Below are 21,346 nucleotides of genomic sequence, written 5' to 3' on the forward strand. Positions count from 1 at the left end.
ACAGGCCCCGCGGGTTACGGAGTGGAAAAGTGTTCGACGTACACACGTCGCGGAGCCGCCCGAAAAGACCCCGAAAAGGGCCGGAAAACGCTCATCGGAGCACCCCGCCGCACAGATTCAAGTCTTGTCAACGACCTTTCACGGAAAGGTCGTTGAGCAGTCATGCCAGGCTGATTCACTACTCATGGGTAAGCCCTAGGCTCGTCCCATGCGCCGAGCGAAAATCGTTTGTACCCTTGGGCCCGCCACCGAAACATACGACCAGATCAAGGCATTGATCGAGGCCGGAATGGACGTCGCCCGCCTCAACCTCAGCCACGGCACCTACGCCGAACACGAGGAGCGCTACCAGCGCGTCCGCAAAGCCTCCGACGAGACCGGCCACAGCGTCGGCGTCCTCGCCGACCTTCAAGGCCCGAAGATCCGCCTCGGCCGCTTCCGCGAAGGCCCCGTACTCCTTGAACGCGGCGACGAATTCACCATCACCGTCGAACACGTCGAAGGCGACCGCCACACCTGCGGCACCACCTACCCCGGCCTCGCCGACGACGTCACCACCGGCGAACGCATCCTCGTCGACGACGGCCGCGTCACCCTCGAAGTCACCGCCGTCGACGGCCCCCGCGTCCGCACCCGCGTCATCGAGGGCGGCATGGTCTCCGACCACAAGGGCCTCAACCTCCCCGGCGTCGCCGTCTCCGTCCCCGCCCTCTCCGACAAGGACATCGAAGACCTCCGCTGGGCCCTCCGCACCGGCGCCGACGTCATCGCCCTCTCCTTCGTCCGCAGCGCCCGCGACATCGACGACGTCCACCGCATCATGGACGAGGAAGGCCGCCGCCTCCCCGTCATCGCCAAGATCGAGAAGCCCCAGGCCGTCGACAACATCGACGAGATCGTCGCCGCCTTCGACGGCATCATGGTCGCCCGCGGCGACCTCGGCGTCGAAATGCCCCTCGAACAGGTCCCCATCGTCCAGAAGCGCGCCGTCAAACTCGCCAAGCGCAACGCCAAACCGGTCATCGTCGCCACTCAGATGCTCGACTCCATGATCGACAACTCCCGCCCCACCCGCGCCGAAGCCTCCGACGTCGCCAACGCCGTCATCGACGGCACCGACGCCGTCATGCTCTCCGGCGAGACCAGCGTCGGCCGCTTCCCCGTCGAAACCGTCCGCACCATGAGCCGCATCGTCGAAGCCGCCGAAGAAGACGTCCTCGCCAAGGGCCTCCCCCCACTCACCGAACGCAACAAACCCCGCACCCAGGGCGGCGCCGTCGCCCGCGCCGCCGCCGAAATGGGCGACTTCCTCGGCGCCAAGTTCCTCGTCGCCTTCACCCAGTCCGGCGACACCGTCAAACGCCTCTCCCGCTACCGCTCCCCGATCCCCCTCCTCGCCTTCACCCCCGACCCCGCCACCCGCTCCCAACTCAACCTCACCTGGGGCGTCGAAACCTTCCTCGGCCCCCACGTCGACTCCACCGACGCCATGGTCGCCCAGGTCGACGAAGAACTCCTCCGCATCGGCCGCTGCGCCAAGGGCGACATCGTCGTCATCACCGCCGGCTCCCCGCCCGGCGTCGCCGGCTCCACCAACCTCGTCCGGGTCCACCACATCGGAGAACCCCTGACATAACCCCGACATCACGTTGTTCACGGCATTTCGGGGGTAGCGTCCTCGGTATGGATCTTCGCACCACCGTCGAGCGCGCCCAGCGCCTCAAGCAACTGCACGCCGACCACAAGCCGCTCGTGCTGCCGACCGTCTGGGACGTCTGGTCCGCACGGACGGCGGCCGACGCCGGCTTCCCCGCCCTGACCATCGGCAGCCACCCCCTCGCCGACTCCCGGGGAGCCGACGACAACGAGGGCCAGACCTTCGAAGAAGTACTCGCCGCCGTCCGACCGATCATCGCCGCGGTCGACGTCCCCGTCTCCGTCGACCTCGAAGCCGGCTACGGACAGAAGCCCGCCGACCTCGTCGCCGGACTCGTCGAGGCCGGCGGCGCCGGCCTCAACCTCGAGGACACCGTCCACTCGGACGGCGGACGCGTACGCGACACCCAGGAACACGCGAACTACATCGCCGACCTGCGCGCCGCCGCCGACGCCGCGGGCGTCCCCCTCTGGATCAACGGCCGCACCGACCTCTTCATGCACGCGGACGACCCCTCCGCCGTCCTCGACCAGGCGATCGACCGCCTCCGCGCCATGGAACGGGCCGGCGCCGACAGCGTCTACCCGGTGGGCATCCAGGACGACGACGACCTCCTCACGGCGGTCGTCGGCGCGGTCACCGTCCCCGTCAACTCCACGGCCCACCCCGTCAAGCACGACCTCGCCCGCTTCCGCCGCCTCGGCGTCGGCCGCGTCACCTACGGCCCGCTGCTCCAGTTCGCCCTCACGGACACGATGAAGGACGTACTGAAGCCCTGGGCGCCCTAGTTCGTCACCGCTTGGGCCCCACATGCAGGTCCATGAGCGCGACGGAGGCCCTACGGGCGACGGAGACGTTGTAGGGCCTCCCGCCGCGACTGCATCGCGTCCACTCGACGCCGAGACGGTCGAGCGTGTCGGTGTACAGCTGCCGGATGTCGTCCGAGACGTTGGTGAAGAAGTAGCGGGGGTACTCGTACCGCTTGCGCTCCCCGTTCACGACGCGGGTGGTCCAGTTGGTGATCCGGCACCCGTCGGAGTGGACGAGCCCACGAACGAACTCCCAGGGGTGCGCGTCGACGATCGCTTGCTGCCAGGGCTCCAGGACGATCGCGCGTTCGTGCTTCTTGCCGGGGCCGTGCTGGGGGAAGAGGCACTTCCAGTGTCGACCGTAGCTCGTGACCATGACGCACCCTTGTTTTTGCAGCACGCAGACACTTCTCGCGGGTTGTACGGCCAGCACTGCCGAGCGGCACGCTTCGATCAGTCCGGGCCAGGCGTCCGCGCAGGCGATGCGGAGGTAATGGCCGCCCCGGGGGTGATCACTGATGCAGCCGTCGCCCAGGTAGAGCCCGAGCAGATAGGCGTACGCAGCAGTGTCGTCCGGCGGCCCGGGGAGCGGACGGCATCTCGGGCATGGCGCGGATGTTCTGCGCGCACGAGGGAGGGTGGGAGTCTGCGCACGTGTTGCGATCTCGTACATGGATGCGAGCTTTGTGGAGACCGCGCCAAGGCGTGCCGAATTCGAAATTGCGTCCACTCGTGTGAGTGAATGGGAGCGCTCGCGGCTCAACCTTCGAAACAAAGGAAAAGTGCCCCAGGTGGGATTCGAACCCACACTGTCCGCTGTTTGAGAGCGGCCTCTCTGACCAGTTGGAGTACTGGGGCCTTCGAAACGCAGGTCCAGAAGGGCCCTGCGGATCACTACCTTACAGGAGGTGGGTAGGCTCATGGGGAGCTGTATCCGCCTCGGAACGAGGCCATCGAACGAGGAGCCCCCGTGACCGCCCCCGAGTCGCCCCAGCCCGCCGACGACGCCGAGGCGCCGCACGTTCCGCCGCTGACGACCCGTGTCGTCATCGCCGAGGACGAGGCCCTGATCCGCCTCGACCTCAAAGAGATGCTCGAAGAAGAGGGCTACACGGTCGTCGGCGAGGCCGGGGACGGTGCCAGGGCCGTCGAGCTCGCCCGCGAGCACCGCCCCGACCTCGTCATCCTCGACGTGAAGATGCCCGTCCTCGACGGCATCTCCGCCGCCGAGAAGATCGCCGGCGAGTCCATCGCCCCCGTCCTCATGCTCACCGCCTTCTCGCAGCGCGAGCTGGTCGAGCGGGCCCGGGACGCCGGTGCCATGGCGTACCTGGTGAAGCCGTTCAGCAAGAGCGACGTGGTGCCGGCCATCGAGATGGCCGTCTCCCGGTTCGCCGAGCTGAAGGCCCTGGAGAAGGAGGTCGCGGACCTCTCGCAGCGTCTGGAGACCCGGAAGCTCGTGGACCGGGCCAAGTCGGTCCTGCAGACGCAGTACGGCCTGACGGAGCCCGCCGCGTTCCGCTGGATCCAGAAGACGTCGATGGACCGCCGGATGTCGATGCAGCAGGTCGCCGAGGCGGTCATCGAGGACGCCGAGGAGAAGAAGGCGGCCAGGAACAAGGAGCAGTGAGCGGCTCCGTACGTACGGAAGAAGGCCCGTCCCCACGGCGTTGTGGGGGCGGGCCTTCGGCTTCCGTACGTACGGGGAGGGTCAGTCCTCGCCGAGGTACGTCTTGCGGACGTCGTCGTTGACGAGGAGGTCCTGTCCGGTGCCGGACAGCTTGATGGTGCCGACCTCCAGGACGTATCCGTGGTCCGCGAGGGAGAGGGCGGCCTGCGCGTTCTGCTCGATGAGCAGGATGGTCATGCCCTCGGACTTCAGGGTCGCGATCGTCTCCATGATCTTCTGCATCATGATCGGCGAGAGGCCCATGGAGGGCTCGTCCAGCATGAGGAGCTTGGGCTCGGACATGAGGGCCCGGCCCATCGCCAGCATCTGCTGCTCACCGCCGGAGAGGGTTCCCGCGGCCTGCTTGCGACGTTCGCCCAGGATGGGGAAGAGGTCGTAGGACTTCTGGATGTCCCGTTCGATGCCGCCCTTGTCCTTGCGGAGGAAGGCGCCGAGCCGCAGGTTCTCCTCGATGGAGAGCCGGGGGAAGATGTGGCGTCCTTCGGGGGAGTGGGCGAGGCCGAGCGAGACGACCTTGTGGGCCGGGATGCCGTTGAGCTCCTGGCCGTCGAAGGAGATCCTGCCCGCGGTGGGCTTGATGAGGCCCGAGAGGGTGCGCAGGGTCGTGGTCTTGCCGGCGCCGTTGGTGCCGATGAGGGCGACGACCTGGCCCGCCTCGACGGAGAAGGAGATGCCCTTGACGGCCTCGATCTTGCCGTAGGCGACCCTGAGGTCCTCGACCTCCAGGAGTGCGGTCACTTGGAGTCTCCTTCGGTGGTGCTGTTCGCGTCGCCGGTGCCGGTCTTGGCGGGGGTGTCCGCGTCGTCCGGTGCGGCGGAGGGACCGTTGTCGGCGTCCGTGTCGGTCGCCGGGTCCGTGTCGGCCGGGGCCGCGTCGTCCGCGTCCGTGCCCGCGTCGTCCGCGTCCGTGCCCGCTTCGGCGGCCGCGTCGGTGTCGTCCGTGTCCGCGTCCGTCTCCACGGCCGGGACCGGTGCCGGGGCCGGGACCGTGGTGCCGTGGGCGTGGGCCTCGGCGGCCTTGACCTCGGCGGCCTCCTCCGCGCCGGGCGCGCCTTCGTAGGGCGTGCCCAGGTAGGCGGCGACGACGCGCTCGTCGTTCTGGACGACCTCGGAGGTGCCCTCGACGAGCTTCTCGCCCTGGACGAGGACGGCGACCCGGTCGCACAGCTTGAAGATGAACTTCATGTCGTGCTCGATGACCAGGACGGCGATGCCGAGGTCGCGGATGGCGAAGACGAGTTCCTCGGTGGTGCGGGTCTCGCTCTGGTTCATGCCGGCGGTGGGCTCGTCGAGCAGGAGGAGGCCGGGGTCGCTGGCGAGTGCGCGGGCGATCTCCAGCTTGCGCTGCTCGCCGTAGGGGAGGTTCCGGGCGAGGTGTTCGGCCTTGTGGGCGAGGCCGACGAACTCGAGGAGTTCCATGGCCCGGTTCCGGGAGGCGGTTTCGGCCTTCTTGAAGCCGGGGCCGCGCAGGAGGGCGGACCAGAGGCCCTCCTTGGTCCGGGTGTGTCGGCCGACGAGGACGTTCTCCAGGACCGTCATGTTGGAGAAGAGACGGATGTTCTGGAAGGTGCGGGCGATGCCGGCCTGGGTGACCAGGTGGGGCTTGGGGGGGAGGACAGTCCCCTTGTAGCTGACCTGTCCCTCGGTGGGGACGTAGAGGCCGGTGAGGCAGTTGAAGAAGGTCGTCTTGCCGGCGCCGTTGGGGCCGATGAGTCCGACGATCTCGCCCTCGCGGACGGTGAGGTTGACGTCGCGGACGGCGGTGAGGCCGCCGAAGCGCATGGTCACGCCGCTGGCGTCGAGGACGGTGGCGGCCGTGGCGGTGTCCTTGGTGATGGTGGTCATGGCGTCACGCCTCCGCCTTCGCCGTGCCGATGCCCGACTCCTCGGAGGGTCGTGGTTCGGGTACGGCGGGCTGCTCGTCGTTCTCGTGGAATTCCAGCTTCGCGCGCTTGTTGGCGATCAGGCCCTCGGGGCGGAAGCGCATGAGGAGGATCAGCGCGATGCCGAAGCCGAGGAGCTGGTAGTCCTGGAGGAACTGCAGCTTGGCCGGGATCAGGAAGAGGAGCGCGGAGCCCAGGATGGGTCCGTTGATGGTGCCCATGCCGCCGAGGATGACGGCGGCGAGGAGGAACGCGGAGTTCGGCGGTACGGGGCCGGCGAAGACGTAGTTCTCGGGGACGACCGTGGTGTTGACGTGGGCCTGGACGGTGCCGGCGAGGCCGGCGAGGGCGGCGCCGAGGGCGAAGGCGACGAGCTTGACGCGGAAGCCGTTGATGCCCATGGCGGTGGCGGCGGTCTCGTCCTCGCGGATGGCGACCCATGCGCGGCCGATGCGGCTGTTGGCGGCGCGGGAGAAGACGATGATGACCAGGGCCATGACCAGGATCATCAGCAGGTAGTAGTTGGCGTAGGCGCCGAGTTCGACACCGAGGACGGTGTGGGACTCGCCGAAGTTGTATCCGAAGAACTCCAGCTGGGGGATGTTCGGGATGCCGTTGGGGCCGTTGGTGATCTTCGGTCCGGAGGTGCCGTCGAGGTTGCCCATGGCGATGCGGAAGATCTCTCCGAAGCCGAGGGTGACGATGGCGAGGTAGTCGCCGCGCAGGCGCAGGGTGGGTGCGCCGATGACCACGCCGAAGACCAGGGAGGCGGCCATGCCGGTGAGCGCCGAGGCCCAGAAGGGGAACTGGACGCCGAAGGCGGAGGAGGTGGCGCCGGAGACGAGGGCGGCGGTGTAGGCGCCGACGCCGAGGAAGGCGACGTAGCCGAGGTCGAGGAGGCCGGCGAGGCCGACGACGATGTTCAGGCCGAGGGCGACGGTCGCGAAGATGAGGATGTTGACCGCGATGAGGGTGTAGGTGTCGCCGCTCTGCTGGATGAAGGGGAAGGCGATCGCGGCGACGAGGCTCGCGGTGACGGTGACCTGGCGGTTCCGGGCGGTGATCGCCGAGATGCGGGCGATGAGTCCGGACTTGATCAGGGCCGTGGCGGTGAAGCCGACGAGGATCAGGAAGGCGATGAAGAGCTGGGGCTCGGAGTCGTCGGTGTCGATGCCGAAGGTGACGACGAAGAGGCCGATGGCGAAGACGACGACGATGAGCAGGATCTCGGCCCAGGAGGGGAGTTCCTTGGCCGGGGTGGCCTTGCGGGTGTCGTCGGGGAGCTTGTAGGCGGCGATCGCGGGTATGACGGAGGCGAGGACGGCGATGCCGGCTCCGGGCTCCAGGTCGACCAGGGCTCCGAGTTCGACGATGATCGCGAGCGCGGTGAAGAGGGTGGTGGCGAAGGTGCCGAGGGCCAGGATCCAGGTGGCCTTGCGGGCGCCGGTGGGGGTGAGCCAGCCGAGGCCCTTGATGCCGAGCGCGGAGAGCGCGTGGGCGGCGGTGAGGACGGCTCCGACGAGGGTGAGGAGCTGGAGTTCGGCCGGGTAGCCGTAGACGGTGAGGTTGCCGGGGAAGGCGGTGGTCCACGTCCAGGCGAGGAAGGTGCTGGCGAGGGTGACGAGGCTGCCGCCGACGACGGCCCACAGGAGTGCGGTGGGCTTCGGCGTGGCCGGGTTCTTGGGCAGGTTTTCGGTCATGGTGCTCACGCCCTGTCCGCGACGCGTTCGCCGAGCAGGCCCTGGGGCCGCACGAGGAGTACGAGGATGAGGAGGACGAAGGCCCACACGTTGGCCCAGGCGCCGCCGCCGAGCTGCTGCATGCCGGGGACGTCCTCGATGTAGGCGATCGAGAGGGATTCGGCGATGCCGAGGACGACGCCGCCGACCATGGCGCCGTAGATGTTGCCGATGCCGCCGAGGACGGCCGCGGTGAAGGCCTTGAGGCCGAGGATGAAGCCCATCTCGAAGTTGATCTGGCCCTTGTCGACGCCGTAGGCGACGGCGGCGACGGCGGCGAACGCGGCACCGATGGCGAAGGCCATGACGATGATGCGGTCGGTGTTGATGCCCATCAGCTTGGCGGTGTCGGGGTCCTGTGCGGTGGCCTGCATGGCGCGGCCGCTGCGGCTCTTGGAGACGAAGACGCCGAGGGCGAGCATGCACAGGGGTGCGAGGGCGAGGACGAAGGCGTCGGCTCGCTGGATCGACAGGTTTCCGGCGATCTGGAAGGCCTCGCCCTTGAACTCGGGGAAGCTGACGGCCTTCTTGGCGTCGGGGTAGAACTGCCAGACGAGTTGCTGGAGGGCGATGGACAGGCCGATCGCGGTGATGAGGGGTGCCAGCCGGGGGGCGCCGCGCAGGGGGCGGTAGGCGAAGCGCTCGGCGGCGGTGGCGACGGCCACGGAGGCTATCGCGCCACCGACGATCATGAGCGGTATCGCCACCAGCAGGGACGTTCCGCTCGGGAGAGCGGTGTAGGTGGTGAGGGCACCGAAGCCCCCGATCATGAAGATCTCGCCGTGGGCGAAGTTGATGAGCTGGACGATGCCGTAGACCATGGTGTACCCGATGGCGATGAGGCCATAGAGGGCACCGAGGGCCAGGCCGTTGGCCAGCTGTTGCGGCAGTTCGTGCACCGCAGGCCTCCGATGAGCTTGTCGGATAAGACTCCGCGCGAGGGCGCTGTTTGCGCCCTCGCGCGGCTTGGGTCAGGTGGTGCGGGGTTCCGGCCGGGGCCGGGGTGGTGACTGGGGGTGCTGCTGTACTACCGGATTACTGGTTGAACGTGTCGCTCTTGACGTCGATCCACTTGCCGCCCTCGACCTTGTAGACCGTGAGCTGCTTGTTGGTGGTGTCGCCGAACTCGTCGAAGGAGACCTTGCCGGTCACGCCGTCGAAGGAGACCTTGCCCAGGGCCTCGGTGACCTTGGCGCGGGCGTCGGAGGGGAGCTTGCCGTTGTTGGCGGCGACGACGGCCTTGACGGCCTGGATGACGGCCCAGCCGGCGTCGTAGGAGTAGCCGCCGTAGGCCGCGTAGGGGTCCTTGTAGCCGCCGGCGTTGTAGTCGGCGATGAACTTCTTGGCGGTGTCGAGCTTCTCGACCGGGTAGCCGATGGAGGTGGCGAGGTCGCCGTCGTTGGCCTCGGCGGAGGCGCTGATGAAGGCGGGGTCGTAGATGCCGTCGCCGCCCATGACGGGGATCTTGGCGCCGGTCTTCTTGATCTGGTCGGAGAGCAGGCCGCCCTCGGGGTACTGGCCGCCGAAGTAGACGGAGTCGGCGCCGGAGGTCTTGACCTTGTCGGCGGTGGCCGAGAAGTCGGTCTCCTTGACGGTGACGTGGTCGGTGCCGACGACCTGGCCGCCGAGGCGCTTGAACTCGTCGCTGAAGATCGCGGCGAGGCCGGCGCCGTAGGTCTGCTTGTCGTCGACGACGTAGACCTTCTTCTTGCCGGCGTCCTTGAAGAGGTACTGGGCGGCGAACTTGCCCTGGACCACGTCGGTGGCGGCGGTGCGGAAGTAGGTGGGGAAGGGGCGCTTGAACTCGCCCTTGCCCCAGTTGTCGCCCTGGCTGAGCGCCGGGTTGGTGTTGGCGGGGGAGACCTGGGCCAGCTTGGCGGCGGCGAAGACGCCCTGCATCTGCTGGGAGACGCCGGAGTTCAGGGGGCCGACGACGCCGAGGACGTCCTTGTTGCCGACCAGCTTGGTGGCGTTGGCCTGGCCGGAGGCGGGGACGGCCTGGTCGTCCAGGGCCTCGATCTTGAAGGTGACGCCGGGAACCTCGTTGTTCTTGTTCGCGGTCTTGACCGCGAGGTCCACGGAGTTCTTGATGCCCTGGCCGAGGGCGGAGAGCGAGCCGGTCAGGGGGGCGTCGACGCCGATGACGACGGTCGTGGTGCTGCCACCGCCACCGTTTCCGTCGCCGGAGCCGCCCTTGTCGTCGCGCGAACCGCAGGCGGTGAGGGTGAGCGCTCCGGTGGTGAGCACACTGGTGAGGATGAGGAGTGAACGGTGTCGCACGAAGAATCCTTTCCCTGGCGCGGCCCCCTCGAGCTGAGGCGGTGCCGTGAAGCTGTGTAGCTAGAGGTGCCGTTCTCGATGCCGGGCCGTACTGGTTCGAGCGGGGCCGTGCAGTGGAAGCGCCCGGCGGCGCGGTGACTGGCCGTGACTCTAAGCGCAGGTGGGGAGGGTCGGGGAGCGCCGAGGTCATGATGTGACTGTCTTGTTATGCCGACGGGCGGATGCCGTGTGCATCGGGTGGGCAAATCGGGGCGTATCGGTCTGTAGCGCGGTGTTCACATAGTGAGAATCCCCAGTTCCGCTAAGGGGCTTGGGCGGATCATGCTCCTGACGGGCCCCTTCGAGGGGTATCCGGATATCGGACAGTGGTCTTTCCTTGAGCGGACGGAGGAGTCGCCCGGGACGCCCCGCCGGAACATTGCACGGCCGTCACGCAGGGTCACGAAGCTGTCGGCCGAGATCGTTCGGTCGGCGTGCCGGGTCGGGCCGTCCGGCCGGCGCCGGCGGTCACGGGCGCCAGTTCTCCGAACTCCCCGTCGCGCCCTTCGCCTCCTCGCAGCGCCGTCGCGACTCCCGGCCGGCGAAGGCGGAGGCGGCCGCGCGTCCCGCCCGCCGCTCCTCCGCCCGGGCCGCCGCGAGGACCTCGTCGTGGATCTCGTACTGCTCGTTGGAGAGGCCCTTCTGCTCCCAGTCCAGACCCGCCCACGAGCTGCCCTTCAGGGCCTCCTCCACCCAGTACGACACGAGGTCCGCGCAGATGTCCGCGGGGGTCCTGGCGGGGGGCCCGGACTCCCCCGGCGTGCCGCAGCCGCCCGTCAGGGCCAGCGCGCAGGCGGTCAGGACCGCGGCGAGCGCGGCCCCGGCGGTGCCGGATCGCCGGCCCTTCACGGGAGTCGGACCCACGGCTTCGGGAGGGGGCGGGCGGAGACCGCGTCCGGCCGGTGTGTGACATCGGCGGCGTGACAGGCCGTGTCGGGCGTGACTGCGGTGAATCCGGGGGGAGTTGGGGCGGAGGCGGAGCGTGCGGCGGGGTGTGCGGCGGTCATGGAGGGCCCCTCGGCGGGTGCGCGGGCGGACGGGCGGGCCGGATCCTCCCCGTGGGGAGGCCCGCCAGTGAAGCGCCTCGGACCGCGAGGGGCAAGAGGGGCCGGGAGAAAGGGAGTTGGCGCGGAAACGCCGACGGGGGCGGTGCTCTCTCGCACCGCCCCCGCAGGGCTCGTCCGCACGGGACCTCGTCCACGCCGGACCGGTCCGCTCCGGTCCGCGCGGGCCTTCAGGGGCCGTTCGGCCAGTACCCCCGCGCGGGTCTCAGGCGCTCGCGCCCGGCACGTTCTCCGCGTCCTTGGGGGTGACCTCGCGCAGCAGGCAGGTCAGCCGCGCCGAGCAGACCCGCCGGTCCTGCTCGTCGGTGATCACGATCTCGTACGTGGCGGTGGACCGCCCGCGGTGCACCGGGGTCGCCACGCCGGTCACCAGGCCGCTGCGGGCCCCGCGGTGGTGGGTGCAGTTGAGGTCGACGCCGACGGCGATCCGGGAGACCCCGCCGTGCAGCATCGAGCCCACGGAGCCCAGCGTCTCGGCGAGGACCGCCGACGCCCCGCCGTGCAGCAGCCCGTACGGCTGCGTGTTGCCCTCCACCGGCATGGTGCCGACGACCCGCTCGGCCGAGGCCTCCAGGATCTGCACGCCCATCCGGTTGCCGAGGTGCCCCGCCGAGAAGAGGGCCGGGAGGTCGACGCCGAGCGCCGCGTACTCGTCGATGACCTCCTGCGGGAACTTCACGTGCTGCTGTTCACCCATGGCCCGGCTCCGTTCGTCTTCGTACGGTGGTCGCTGATCGTTCGATCGCGTGGTTCCGCCTGAGCAAACGCTTAGGCGGAGGGCGATTGTTCCAGACGGACGATCACGGACTTGCTCGCGGGGGTGTTGCTGACGTCCGCCGTCGACTCCAGCGGCACCAGGACGTTCGTCTCCGGGTAGTAGGCCGCCGCGCATCCCCGGGCCGTCGGGTAGTGCACCACCCGGAAGCCGGGCGCCCGCCGCTCCACGCCGTCCGTCCACTCGCTCACCAGGTCCGCGTACGCCCCGTCGGCCAGGCCGAGGGCCGTCGCGTCCTCCGGGTGCACCAGGACGACCCTGCGGCCCCCCTTGATGCCCCGGTAGCGGTCGTCCAGGCCGTAGATCGTGGTGTTGTACTGGTCGTGCGAGCGCAGCGTCTGGAGGAGCAGCCGGCCCTGCGGCACCCTCGGGTACTCGACGGGCGCGGCCGTGAAGTTCGCCTTGCCGGTCCGGGTGGGGAAGCGGCGCTCGTCGCGCGGGGCGTGCGGCAGCGCGAAGCCGCCCGGGTCCGCGGCGAGCCGGGCGTTGAAGTCCTGGAAGCCGGGCACCACGCGCGCGATGCGGTCCCGGATCCGGGCGTAGTCGGCCTCGAACTCCTCCCAGGGCGTGGCCGATCCGCCGCCGAGGACCGCGCGGGCCATCCGGGCCACGATCGCCGGCTCGGACAGCAGGTGGGGGCTGGCCGGGGGCAGGTTGCCCCGGGAGGCGTGCACCAGGCTCATCGAGTCCTCGACCGTCACGAACTGCCGTCCGCCCTTCTGGACGTCCTTGTCGGTGCGGCCGAGGGTGGGCAGGATCAGCGCGCGCGTGCCCGTGACCGCGTGCGAGCGGTTCAGCTTCGTCGACACGTGGACGGTCAGCCGGGCGCGGCGCATGGCCGCCTCCGTCACCTCCGTGTCGGGCGTCGCCCCCACGAAGTTGCCGCCCATCGCGAAGAACACCTTCGCCTCGCCGTCGCGCAGCGCCTGGATCGAGCGGACCACGTCGAAGCCGTGGTGGCGCGGCGAGACGATCCCGAACTCCTTGTCCAGGGCGTCGAGGAACGCGGGCGCGGGGCGCTCGAAGATGCCCATGGTCCGGTCGCCCTGCACGTTCGAGTGGCCGCGCACCGGGCAGACGCCCGCGCCCGGCCGTCCGATGTTGCCGCGCAGGAGCAGCAGGTTGACCACCTCGCGGATGGTTGGCACGGAGTGCTTGTGCTGGGTGAGGCCCATCGCCCAGCAGACGATCGTCCGCTCCGAGGCGAGGACCATCTCCAGGGCCCGCTCGATCTCGGAGCGCTCCAGGCCGGTCGCGGCGAGGGTCTCGTCCCAGTCGGCCTCCTCGGCGGCCGCCGCGAACTCCTCGTAGCCGTGGGTGTGTTCGCGTACGAACTCCTCGTCGACGGCGCCGGGGGTCGCCAGGACCAGTCTGTTGAGGAGGCGGAAGAGGGCCTGGTCGCCGCCGATCCGGATCTGGAGGAAGAGGTCGGTGAGCGCGGCGCCCCGGACCATGCCGCGGGGGGTCTGCGGGTTCTTGAACCGCTCCAGGCCGGCTTCCGGCAGCGGGTTGACCGAGATGATGCGGGCGCCCGCGGCCTTCGCCTTCTCCAGGGCGGACAGCATCCGGGGGTGGTTCGTCCCCGGGTTCTGCCCGGCCACGACGATCAGGTCGGCCTTGTGCAGGTCCTCCAGGGAGACGCTGCCCTTTCCGACGCCGATGGTCTCCGTCAGCGCCGAGCCCGAGGACTCGTGGCACATGTTGGAGCAGTCCGGGAGGTTGTTCGTGCCGAACTCGCGGGCGAAGAGCTGGAGCAGGAAGGCCGCCTCGTTGCTGGTGCGGCCCGAGGTGTAGAAGAGCGCCTCGTCGGGGGAGTCCAGGGCCCGCAGCTCCTCGGCGAGGATCCCGAAGGCCCGCTCCCAGGTCACCGGCTCGTACCGGTCGCCGCCCTCGGGCAGGAGCATCGGCTGGGTGATGCGGCCCTGCTGGCCCAGCCAGTACCCGCTGCGCTCCGCCAGGTCCGCCACCGGGTGCGCGGCGAAGAACTCCGGGGTGACCCGGCGCAGCGTCGCCTCCTCGGCGACGGCCTTCGCGCCGTTCTCGCAGAACTCCGCGACGTGCCGCTTGTCCTCCTCGGGCCAGGCGCAGCCCGGGCAGTCGAAGCCGTCCTTCTGGTTGACCTTCAGGAGGGTCCGCGCGGTGCGCAGGGACCCCATCTGCTCCCGGGCGATCCGCAGGGTGTGTCCGACGGCGTGCAGCCCGGCGGCGGCGTGCTGCGGCGGCGTGACCTGCGGTGCGTCCTGGACCGGGTCACCGACCGGCGGCTTGCTGACCATCGCGCTCTCCCTTGAGCGGTCGTCCTTCGGCGTACGTCTCCGATCCTGTCACGCGGCACCGACAGCCCGGCACCCCGGCCGGTGAGGAGGGGATTGTCGGTGGGCCGTGGCAGGATCGTCCCGTGGCCCAGACAGCATCGAAGAACACCGCAGACACCCGTCCCCGCCTGCTCCTGATGGACGGGCACTCGCTCGCGTACCGGGCGTTCTTCGCGCTGCCCGCGGAGAACTTCACCACCGCGACGGGGCAGCCGACGAACGCGATCTACGGATTCGCCTCGATGCTGGCGAACACGCTGCGCGACGAGTCGCCCACCCACTTCGCGGTCGCGTTCGACGTGTCCCGCAAGACCTGGCGGTCGGACGAGTTCCCGGAGTACAAGGCGAACCGCTCGAAGACCCCCGACGAGTTCAAGGGGCAGGTCGAGCTGATCGGCGAGCTGCTCGACGCGATGCACGCGCAGCGCTTCGCCGTCGACGGCTTCGAGGCGGACGACGTCATCGCGACCCTCGCCACGCAGGCCGAGGCCGAGGGCTTCGACGTGCTGATCGTCACCGGCGACCGGGACTCCTTCCAGCTCGTCACCGACCACGTCACCGTGCTCTACCCGACCAAGGGCGTCTCCGAGCTGACCCGCTTCACCCCGGAGAAGATCCAGGAGAAGTACGGTCTGAGCCCCTCGCAGTACCCCGACTTCGCGGCCCTGCGCGGCGACCCGTCGGACAACCTGCCGGGCATCCCCGGCGTCGGTGAGAAGACCGCCGCGAAGTGGATCAACCAGTTCGGCTCCTTCGACCAGCTCGTCGAGCGCGCCGATGAGGTCAAGGGCAAGGCCGGGCAGAACTTCCGGGACCACCTGGAAGCGGTGAAGCTCAACCGGCGCCTGACCGAGATGGTCCGGGACGTCGAGCTGTCGAAGACGGTGGCGGACCTCGCCCGCGAGCCCTACGACCGCGCGGCCCTCGCCCTCGTCCTCGACACCCTGGAGATCCGCAACCCCTCCCTGCGCGAGCGGCTCCTCGCCGTCGACCCCGGCTCCGCCGAGGAGGACGTCCCGCCGCCCGCCGCCGGCGTCGAGCTCGACGCCTCCGTCCTCTCCGCCGGCGAGCTCGCCCCCTGGCTCGCCGAGCACGGCACCGGGCCGCTCGGCGTCGCCACCGTCGACAGCTGGGCCCTCGGCACCGGAAACGTCGCCGAGGTCGCCCTCGCCGCCGCCGGGGGAGCCGCCGCCTGGTTCGACCCCGGCGAGCTCGACGAGGCCGACGAGCGGGCCTGGGCCGCGTGGATCTCCGACCCCGACCGCCCCAAGGTGATGCACAACGCCAAGGGCGCCCTGCGGGTCTTCCCCGAGCACGGCTGGAGCGTCGCGGGCGTCGCCATGGACACCGCCCTCGCCGCCTACCTGGTCAAGCCCGGCCGCCGCTCCTTCGCCCTGGACGCGCTCTCCGTCGAGTACCTCGGCCGCGAGCTGGCCCCCGCGGCCGCCTCCGACGGGCAGCTCGCCTTCGGCGCCGACGACACCGCCGAGGCCGAGGCCCTCATGGCCCAGGCCCGCGCCGTCCTCGACCTCGGCGGGGCCTTCGAGGAGCGGCTCGGCGAGGTCGGGGCCCGCGAGCTCCTCCACGAGGTCGAGCTGCCCACCTCCGTCCTCCTCGCCCGTCTTGAGCGGCACGGCATCGCCGCCGACCGCGAGCACCTGGAGGCCATGGAGCAGCAGTTCGCCGGCGCCGTCCAGCAGGCCGTGAAGGAGGCGCACGCCTCCGTGGGCCACGAGTTCAACCTCGGCTCGCCCAAGCAGCTCCAGGAGGTCTTCTTCGGCGAGCTGAACCTCCCGAAGACCAAGAAGACCAAGACCGGGTACACCACCGACGCCGACGCGCTCGCCTGGCTGGCCGGCCAGACCGAGCACGAACTGCCCGTGATCATGCTCCGCCACCGCGAGCAGGCCCGGCTCCGCTCCACGGTCGAGGGCCTGATCAAGACCGTCGCCGCCGACGGCCGGATCCACACCACCTTCAGCCAGACCGTCGCCGCCACCGGCCGCCTCTCCTCCACCGACCCGAACCTGCAGAACGTGCCGGTGCGCACCGACGAGGGCCGGGCCATCCGGCACGGCTTCGTCGTCGGCGAGGGCTTCGAGGCCCTGATGACCGCCGACTACAGCCAGATCGAGCTGCGGGTCATGGCCCACCTCTCCGAGGACGAGGGCCTCATCGAGGCCTTCGCCTCCGGCGAGGACCTGCACACCACCGTCGCCTCCCAGGTCTTCGGCGTCGAGCGGACCGCCGTCGACGCCGAGATGCGCCGCAAGATCAAGGCCATGTCGTACGGCCTGGCCTACGGCCTCTCCGCCTTCGGCCTCGCCCAGCAGCTCACCATCGACCCGGCCGAGGCCCGGATCCTGATGGAGACCTACTTCGAGCGCTTCGGCGGGGTGCGGGACTACCTGCGCCGGGTCGTCGACGAGGCCCGCGCCACCGGGTACACCGAGACGATGCTGGGCCGCCGCCGCTACCTGCCCGACCTCAACAGCGACAACCGGCAGCGCCGCGAGGCCGCCGAGCGGATGGCGCTCAACGCGCCCATCCAGGGCACCGCCGCCGACATCGTGAAGATCGCCATGCTGAACGTCGACCGGGCGCTCACGGAGGCGGGCCTCACCTCCCGGATGCTCCTCCAGGTCCACGACGAGATCGTGCTCGAACTCGCCCCCGGCGAGCGCGAGCAGGTCGAGGCCCTGGTCCGCGAGCAGATGTCCGGCGCGGCCCATCTGCGCGCCCCGCTCGACGTCTCCGTCGGCGTCGGCCGGGACTGGGACTCCGCCGCGCACTGACACCACCCGCCCCGGGCCCGTACGGACGCCGTACGGGCCCGGGGGCGCTCAGGGCCCTGTCGTACGCGGGTCGGGGGTGCGTCCGGGCCCGTCGGTACGGGTCGGGGGGTGCGTCCGGGCCTCGTCGGTACGGGTCGGGGTGCCGTCCGGGCCCGTCGGTACGGGGCGGGGACCGTCGGCACGAGCCCCAGGAGCGGGTGATGTGCGCCGGATGGACCACTCCGGAGGGCGTCCCGGCGGCCGGGCTCATGAAACTGAGCATCATGATCACGAGCCGCCGCGCCCGCCTCCGCGCCTGGGCCCTGCTCGGAGCCGTACTCGGGGCATCGGGCACCGCCTGGCCCGCCGAGGCGCACCGGGCCCCCGCACTCTGCACCTCGTCCCGCGAACCGGCCCTCGCCACCCGGCTGTCCCAGGACATCGCGACGGCGCTCAAGGGCCGTGACGGCACGGTCTCCGTCGCCCTGCACGACCCCGCACGCGGACTGCGCTGCCGGCTCGACGACACCCGGGCGTACGACTCCGCCAGCATCGCCAAAATCCTCATCCTGGAGGCCGTCCTCGGACGGGCGGCCGAGCTGGGCCGCGCGCCCACCGGCCCGGAGTCCCAGCGGATGAGGGCGATGATCACCCGCTCGGACAACAAGGCGGCCGGCGAGCTGTGGAAGGGGCTCTCCCGCGCCCGCCTCGACAGGGTGCTGCGCGACGTCGGGGCCCGGGACACCGTCCTCGGCCACGGCGGCTACTGGGGCCTCACCCGCACCACCGCCCGCGACCAACTGGCCCTCCTGGCCGCGGTGTCCCGCCGCGCCGAGGCGCTGTCCCTGATGGGCCAGGTCGTCCGCGACCAGGCTTGGGGCGTCACCTCGGGCGCGCCCCGCACGGTCAAGGTCCACCTCAAGAACGGCTGGCTGCCCCGCGCCACCCACGCCTGGCGCGTCCACAGCGTCGGCGTGGTGCGCCCGGCCGTCGGCACGGGCAAGGGGAAGAGCGGGGGAGCGGGCGCCGTCCCGGGGGCGGCCGGCGCCTCCGCGACCGACTACCGGCTCGCCCTCCTGAGCCACGGCAACCCCACCATGCGGTACGGCATCCGCACCCTGGAGGGGGTCGCCCTGGCCGTGCACCGCAGACTCTCCGGCAGCGCGGCGGCCCGCGACTTCACCCCCTCGGAGAACGTCAGCGAGATCCCGGACGGGAGTGCTCCGACAGGCGCTCCCGGTCCTTCGGCGCCGAGCCCTTCCGTTCCGAGCCCTTCGACTCCCGGTCCCTCCGCTCCGGATCCGGGCCCGTCGCCGGGCTCCCCGCCCGCCGAGCCGGCGACGCTCCGAGGAGCCGCGCCCCCGTCCCGTACAGCACGAGCCCGGCGGCGAGCCCGGCGCCGGCCCCGAAGCACGCCGTCGGAATGACGTCCAGGGGCGTCTCGATCCGGTCCCAGCCCCAGTACGCGGCCCAGCGCAGCACCCGGTGGGCGATCCCGGCGAGGACGCAGCCGCCGATGAGTACGGCCGCGACGAGCCGCCCGCGCCGGTCGGGGACCGCCACGCCGGCGGGCAGCTCCGCACCGGGCGCGGTGGCCCGCAGCGCCCGGGCGGCGAACCAGCAGAGGAGCCCCAGGGCCAGCGCCGAACCCCCGTACTGCGCGTAGAGGTAGACCGGGAAGCCGGCCACGATCTCGCCGAGGAAGGGGAGCGCGCGGGTGCCCCAGCGGTCGAGGTGGGTGAAGGAGTCCCACACCACGTGGGTCGTGGCGCCCAGCACCGCCGACAGGAGGAACCAGCCCGCGAGCGCGACCGGGGACCGGTCCCGCCACCGGCGGCCCACGACGAGCCCGTACACCCTGCCCCGCCAGCGGGCGGGCAGCAGCGCCACCAGCGGCTCGCGCACGGTCAGCCACAGGGCGACGAGTGCGGCCGCGATCAGGACGTCGGCCGTGACGATCCCGACGGCGGAGTGCGTGACGTCGCCGAAGGCCATCGCGCCGGGCAGCGCCGTCGCGGCGAAGTACGTCATGTCGGGCGCGAAGGAACCCGCGACGAGGGCGGACGCGACCAGCGGCCCCCGTGCGGTCCCGTCCCGGCGCAGTCCGGGCAGCACGGCGGCGGCATGGCTCAGCGTGAACGGCAAGGAGGACTCCCGGGGTTCGGACGGCGACGGCTCACGGGCACGGGCACGGGCGCGGGCCGGTCCATGATCGGCCGCAGTGCAAGAGCCACCGGACACCCCGGTCGGTTCCCGCCTCCCTTTGATCGGGAGGCGGTCAAGAGGTGACGAAAGAGTGAAACACGGTCAAGGGCCGGTACTCGCCGGTACGGAGTTGGCATAAAGTCGCCGGAGGCCACGCGCGGGGAGCACGGGGCCGCAGTCGATCGGGGAGGGACGACGGATATGGCACCGGACATCGGCCGCCGGCTGCGCAGGGGGGCCACCAGCGGTGCGGTGGTGGCCGCGGCGGTCGCCGCGCTCGCCGCCTCGCAGGCACCGGAGGCGATCCAGCCGACCACGGACAACGCCGGCGGCGACCGCGCCACCGGCGCCGGGGAGAGCGCCCCGCCGTCCGACAAGGGCTCCGCCACCGGCGACTCGCCGTACTACACGGCGCTGCCGCCGCTGAACGCGCCGCCCCACCAGCCGGGCAAGCCCGGGACGGGCACCGGTCCGCTGGTGGTCACCGGCCCCGCGGAAGCCGGCATACCCGCGACCGTCCTCGCCGCCTACAAGCGGGCCGAGCAGTCGTCCCGCTCGACCGACCCCGGCTGCAACCTGCCGTGGCAACTGCTCGCCGGCATAGGCAAGGTCGAGTCCGGGCAGGCGAGCGGCGGCCGGGTCGACGCCAACGGCACGACCTTCAAGGCGATCCTCGGCCCCGCCCTCAACGGCGTCGGTTTCGCCAACATCTCCGACACCGACGGCGGCGCCTACGACGGCGACAAGGTCCACGACCGCGCCGTCGGCCCGATGCAGTTCATCCCGTCCACCTGGGCCACCTGGGGCCAGGACGCCAACGGCGACGGGAAGAAGGACCCGAACAACATCTACGACGCGGCGCAGGCCGCCGGTCGCTACCTCTGCGCCAACGACCGCAACCTCCTGCTCAAGGCCGACCTCGACCGCGCGGTCCTCAGCTACAACCGCTCGACCGAGTACCTGAACACGGTCCTGTCCTGGTTCGAGTACTACAAGCGCGGCACCCACCAGGTCCCGGACGGCACGGGCGTGCTGCCGATCGACCGCAGCGACAACCGCCGCCCGGGCGGCTTCCCCCGCCCCACCGCGCCGACGTCCCCCTCCCCGACGTCCCCCGCGCCGAAGCCGGGCGCCCAGGAACCGAAGCCGAACCCCGGGACGAGCAAGCCGCCGACCGTCCCGACCAAGCCCCCCACCACCGACCCGACGCCGCCGGTCACCTCGCCGGCCGAGAAGGTGTCGCTGCTCAAGGTCGCGGCCAACGGGCAGCTGACCGCGACCACCGACAGCGACTTCACGGGAGTCCCCCGGGTCGCGGCGCTCGACGCCTCGGGCAAGCCGGTCTCCGGGGTGACCGTCCGCTTCGAGATCGTCGGGACCACCGACACCCGCTTCGCCGGGGGCAAGACCGGCGTCACCGCCACCACCACCGCGGCCGGCGTCGCCTCCTCCCCGGCCCTGCGGGCCGGCGACCAGACGGGACCGTTCAAGATCCGGGCCACCGTCGTGGGCCGGACCCTGACCCCGGCCGACTTCGCCGTCTCCGTCACGGAGCGGCGGGCGGACACCCTCGTCCGCGTCGATGGCACCCCTCTGAAGGCCACCGCCGGCACCGCCTTCGACCAGCAGGTCCAGGTGAAGGCCACCGACAAGGGAGCCCTCGCCCCCGGCGTGCTCGTCACCGCGGAGATCGTCGACTCGAAGACGGACCCGAAGCCGGTCACCGAGGGCCCGACCTTCAAGAGCACGTCCTCCCGCACCGCCACCCTCACGACCGCCACGAACGGCACCCTCGCCTTCGAGGCGGGCGACCTCCTCGCGGGCGACAAGGAGGGCACGTACTACCTCAAGCTGACCGCACCCGGCGGCGGCGCCCTCTTCGTCGAGCTCACGGTCACCGCGCCCGCCCCGACCCCGGAGCCGGACCCCTCCCAGACCGGTACGCCCGAGGCCTCCCCCTCGCCGTCCACCTCTCCCACGCCGTCAGCCTCCTCCTCGCCGTCCGCCTCTCCCTCGGCATCCACCTCCGCGCCGACGGGTTCTCCGTCCCCCTCCGCGTCCAAGGCCTGACCGGCCGCGGCACCGCTTCTCCGCACCGCCCCTCCGTCCGCACCGGA

15 protein-coding genes, 1 tRNA gene and 1 pseudogene are annotated in these 21,346 nt (G+C 71.0%); 6 read left to right on the top strand and 11 right to left on the bottom strand.

Translation table 11 applies throughout. The annotated features are described in order from the left end of the window. The first annotated feature begins 208 nt into the window (after positions 1-208). Together pyk and ACWGSR_RS11205 are read left to right on the top strand one after the other, a co-directional pair. Complete coding sequence (pyk, locus tag ACWGSR_RS11200; RefSeq protein ID WP_383318240.1) at positions 209-1,636, top strand: pyruvate kinase; 1,428 nt, start codon at positions 209-211, stop codon at positions 1,634-1,636. Positions 1,637-1,683: 47 nt separating this feature from the next. Then, positions 1,684-2,445 (top strand): isocitrate lyase/PEP mutase family protein, encoded by a 762-nt coding sequence (locus tag ACWGSR_RS11205; protein ID WP_376240145.1) that lies wholly within the window; start codon positions 1,684-1,686, stop codon positions 2,443-2,445. A gap of 4 nt (positions 2,446-2,449) precedes the next feature. Here the strand turns inward: ACWGSR_RS11205 and ACWGSR_RS11210 are convergent, their stop codons facing one another. Both ACWGSR_RS11210 and ACWGSR_RS11215 read right to left on the bottom strand, forming a co-directional pair. Continuing rightward, on the bottom strand, positions 2,450-3,139 hold the full coding sequence (locus tag ACWGSR_RS11210; RefSeq protein WP_453565547.1) for a hypothetical protein: 690 nt from the start codon (positions 3,137-3,139) through the stop codon (positions 2,450-2,452). 110 nt (positions 3,140-3,249) lie between these two features. Next, a tRNA-Leu gene (locus ACWGSR_RS11215) sits at positions 3,250-3,324 on the bottom strand. Between the two features lie 112 nt (positions 3,325-3,436). Between ACWGSR_RS11215 and ACWGSR_RS11220 the strand changes: the two genes are divergently transcribed. Next, entirely contained in the window at positions 3,437-4,096 is a 660-nt protein-coding gene (locus tag ACWGSR_RS11220; protein ID WP_376240150.1) for an ANTAR domain-containing response regulator, read from the top strand. 81 nt (positions 4,097-4,177) lie between these two features. Here the strand turns inward: ACWGSR_RS11220 and ACWGSR_RS11225 are convergent, their stop codons facing one another. From ACWGSR_RS11225 to ACWGSR_RS11260, 8 genes are all read right to left on the bottom strand, one after another. After that, entirely contained in the window at positions 4,178-4,894 is a 717-nt protein-coding gene (locus ACWGSR_RS11225; protein ID WP_376240152.1) for an ABC transporter ATP-binding protein, read from the bottom strand. Then, on the bottom strand, positions 4,891-6,000 hold the full coding sequence (locus ACWGSR_RS11230) for an ABC transporter ATP-binding protein (protein WP_453565551.1): 1,110 nt from the start codon (positions 5,998-6,000) through the stop codon (positions 4,891-4,893). The genes ACWGSR_RS11225 and ACWGSR_RS11230 overlap by 4 nt, the downstream gene beginning before the upstream one ends. Positions 6,001-6,004: 4 nt before the next feature. Further along, on the bottom strand, positions 6,005-7,747 hold the full coding sequence (locus ACWGSR_RS11235; RefSeq protein WP_376240157.1) for a branched-chain amino acid ABC transporter permease: 1,743 nt from the start codon (positions 7,745-7,747) through the stop codon (positions 6,005-6,007). Next, positions 7,744-8,676 carry a branched-chain amino acid ABC transporter permease gene (locus ACWGSR_RS11240; RefSeq protein ID WP_366376632.1) on the bottom strand — a complete coding sequence of 311 codons (933 nt, stop codon included), beginning with the start codon at positions 8,674-8,676 and terminating at the stop codon, positions 7,744-7,746. Before ACWGSR_RS11240 ends, ACWGSR_RS11235 begins: the two co-directional genes overlap by 4 nt. Positions 8,677-8,812: 136 nt before the next feature. Then, positions 8,813-10,057 (bottom strand): branched-chain amino acid ABC transporter substrate-binding protein, encoded by a 1,245-nt coding sequence (locus ACWGSR_RS11245; protein ID WP_453565555.1) that lies wholly within the window; start codon positions 10,055-10,057, stop codon positions 8,813-8,815. 507 nt (positions 10,058-10,564) lie between these two features. Then, positions 10,565-10,945 (bottom strand): hypothetical protein, encoded by a 381-nt coding sequence (locus tag ACWGSR_RS11250; RefSeq protein ID WP_453565557.1) that lies wholly within the window; start codon positions 10,943-10,945, stop codon positions 10,565-10,567. Between the two features lie 420 nt (positions 10,946-11,365). Further along, positions 11,366-11,857 carry a PaaI family thioesterase gene (locus ACWGSR_RS11255; protein ID WP_376237469.1) on the bottom strand — a complete coding sequence of 164 codons (492 nt, stop codon included), beginning with the start codon at positions 11,855-11,857 and terminating at the stop codon, positions 11,366-11,368. 71 nt (positions 11,858-11,928) lie between these two features. Continuing rightward, positions 11,929-14,211 carry an FdhF/YdeP family oxidoreductase gene (locus tag ACWGSR_RS11260; protein ID WP_453565560.1) on the bottom strand — a complete coding sequence of 761 codons (2,283 nt, stop codon included), beginning with the start codon at positions 14,209-14,211 and terminating at the stop codon, positions 11,929-11,931. Between the two features lie 122 nt (positions 14,212-14,333). Between ACWGSR_RS11260 and polA the strand changes: the two genes are divergently transcribed. Both polA and ACWGSR_RS11270 read left to right on the top strand, forming a co-directional pair. Further along, positions 14,334-17,045: a DNA polymerase I gene (polA, locus tag ACWGSR_RS11265; protein ID WP_376237464.1), complete on the top strand. Its 2,712-nt coding sequence runs from the start codon at positions 14,334-14,336 to the stop codon at positions 17,043-17,045. Positions 17,046-17,668: 623 nt separating this feature from the next. Further along, positions 17,669-17,995: pseudogene (locus ACWGSR_RS11270) on the top strand (serine hydrolase); the annotation flags it as partial. A 226-nt stretch (positions 17,996-18,221) separates the two neighbouring features. On the opposite strand, the gene ACWGSR_RS11275 reads toward ACWGSR_RS11270, so the two are convergent. Next, positions 18,222-19,169, bottom strand: coding sequence for a DUF4184 family protein (locus tag ACWGSR_RS11275; RefSeq protein WP_453565563.1), 948 nt, complete (start codon positions 19,167-19,169; stop codon positions 18,222-18,224). 261 nt (positions 19,170-19,430) lie between these two features. On the opposite strand from ACWGSR_RS11275, the gene ACWGSR_RS11280 reads away from it, so the two are divergent. Continuing rightward, the gene (locus tag ACWGSR_RS11280) at positions 19,431-21,299 is read left to right on the top strand and encodes a lytic transglycosylase domain-containing protein (RefSeq protein WP_453565565.1); all 1,869 of its coding nucleotides are present in this window, start codon (positions 19,431-19,433) and stop codon (positions 21,297-21,299) included. The last annotated feature ends 47 nt before the right edge of the window (positions 21,300-21,346 follow it).

The sequence above is a fragment of the Streptomyces sp. NPDC055632 genome (assembly GCF_053618675.1).

What these genes read in the sequence shown, in the direction of transcription:
- ACWGSR_RS11210 (WP_453565547.1), bottom strand. Translation starts at nt 3,139, where the DNA reads ATGTACGAGATCGCAACACGTGCGCAGACTCCCACCCTCCCTCGTGCG.
- ACWGSR_RS11255 (WP_376237469.1), bottom strand. Translation starts at nt 11,857, where the DNA reads ATGGGTGAACAGCAGCACGTGAAGTTCCCGCAGGAGGTCATCGACGAG.
- ACWGSR_RS11280 (WP_453565565.1), top strand. Translation starts at nt 19,431, where the DNA reads ATGGCACCGGACATCGGCCGCCGGCTGCGCAGGGGGGCCACCAGCGGT.
- ACWGSR_RS11260 (WP_453565560.1), bottom strand. Translation starts at nt 14,211, where the DNA reads ATGGTCAGCAAGCCGCCGGTCGGTGACCCGGTCCAGGACGCACCGCAG.
- ACWGSR_RS11230 (WP_453565551.1), bottom strand. Translation starts at nt 6,000, where the DNA reads ATGACCACCATCACCAAGGACACCGCCACGGCCGCCACCGTCCTCGAC.
- pyk (WP_383318240.1), top strand. Translation starts at nt 209, where the DNA reads ATGCGCCGAGCGAAAATCGTTTGTACCCTTGGGCCCGCCACCGAAACA.
- ACWGSR_RS11205 (WP_376240145.1), top strand. Translation starts at nt 1,684, where the DNA reads ATGGATCTTCGCACCACCGTCGAGCGCGCCCAGCGCCTCAAGCAACTG.